Below are 594 nucleotides of genomic sequence, written 5' to 3'. Positions count from 1 at the left end.
CGCACGGCTTGCTTGTGTTCGACGCTGGTGGCGTGCGGGGCGGTGCCGGGCTCCGTCTCGCTCGCGGTGTTGATGAAGGCGCAGCCACGGAAGCCGTCGCAGATGGTCGCGGTGCGCAGCGCGTCGAACAGCCCGAGTATCTGTTCGCGGGGGTCGGAACCGGCGTTGGTCGCGGCCTCCCGCAGGGCACCGCGCCAGAGTCCGTCGGCGCCGTGGAGGTACGCGATGACGAGATCGTCCTTGGAGCGGAAGTGAGAGTAGAGAGTCGCCTTGGCGACGCCGGATTCGGCGATGATGCGGTCCACGCCGACGCCACGCACGCCGTGGGCGTTGAACAACTCCGTCGCGGTATCCAGAATCCGACTCCGAGCGGGAGACCGCTTGTCAGCCATGCGTCACGCTCCAAGAGGTGGGTGCCTGGTTCGGGCGCCGGCTCGGTGCCGCGTCAGGTGCGCGCCCGGAGCCTACGCCAACGCTCTTCAGGATACAGACAGACCTGTCCGTATGGCTGTAGTGGAGCCCACTGACATGGGGTCAGAGTGAGCGCGGACCCCGAGGGGGTCGAGGCGGGGGCGCGGAGGCGGGTGCGGCCCC

Annotated in this window: 1 protein-coding gene; it reads right to left on the bottom strand. The window is 69.2% G+C overall.

All coding sequences use genetic code 11. The features are described from left to right. Positions 1-338 (bottom strand): TetR/AcrR family transcriptional regulator (locus KUM32_RS32190; protein WP_254406446.1); only part of this gene is annotated, 338 nt, incomplete at its 3' end. Between the last annotated feature and the right edge of the window lie 256 nt (positions 339-594).

The sequence above is a fragment of the Streptomyces sp. AC627_RSS907 genome (assembly GCF_019049165.1).
This window is presented reverse-complemented; position numbering and strand designations above follow the sequence as displayed.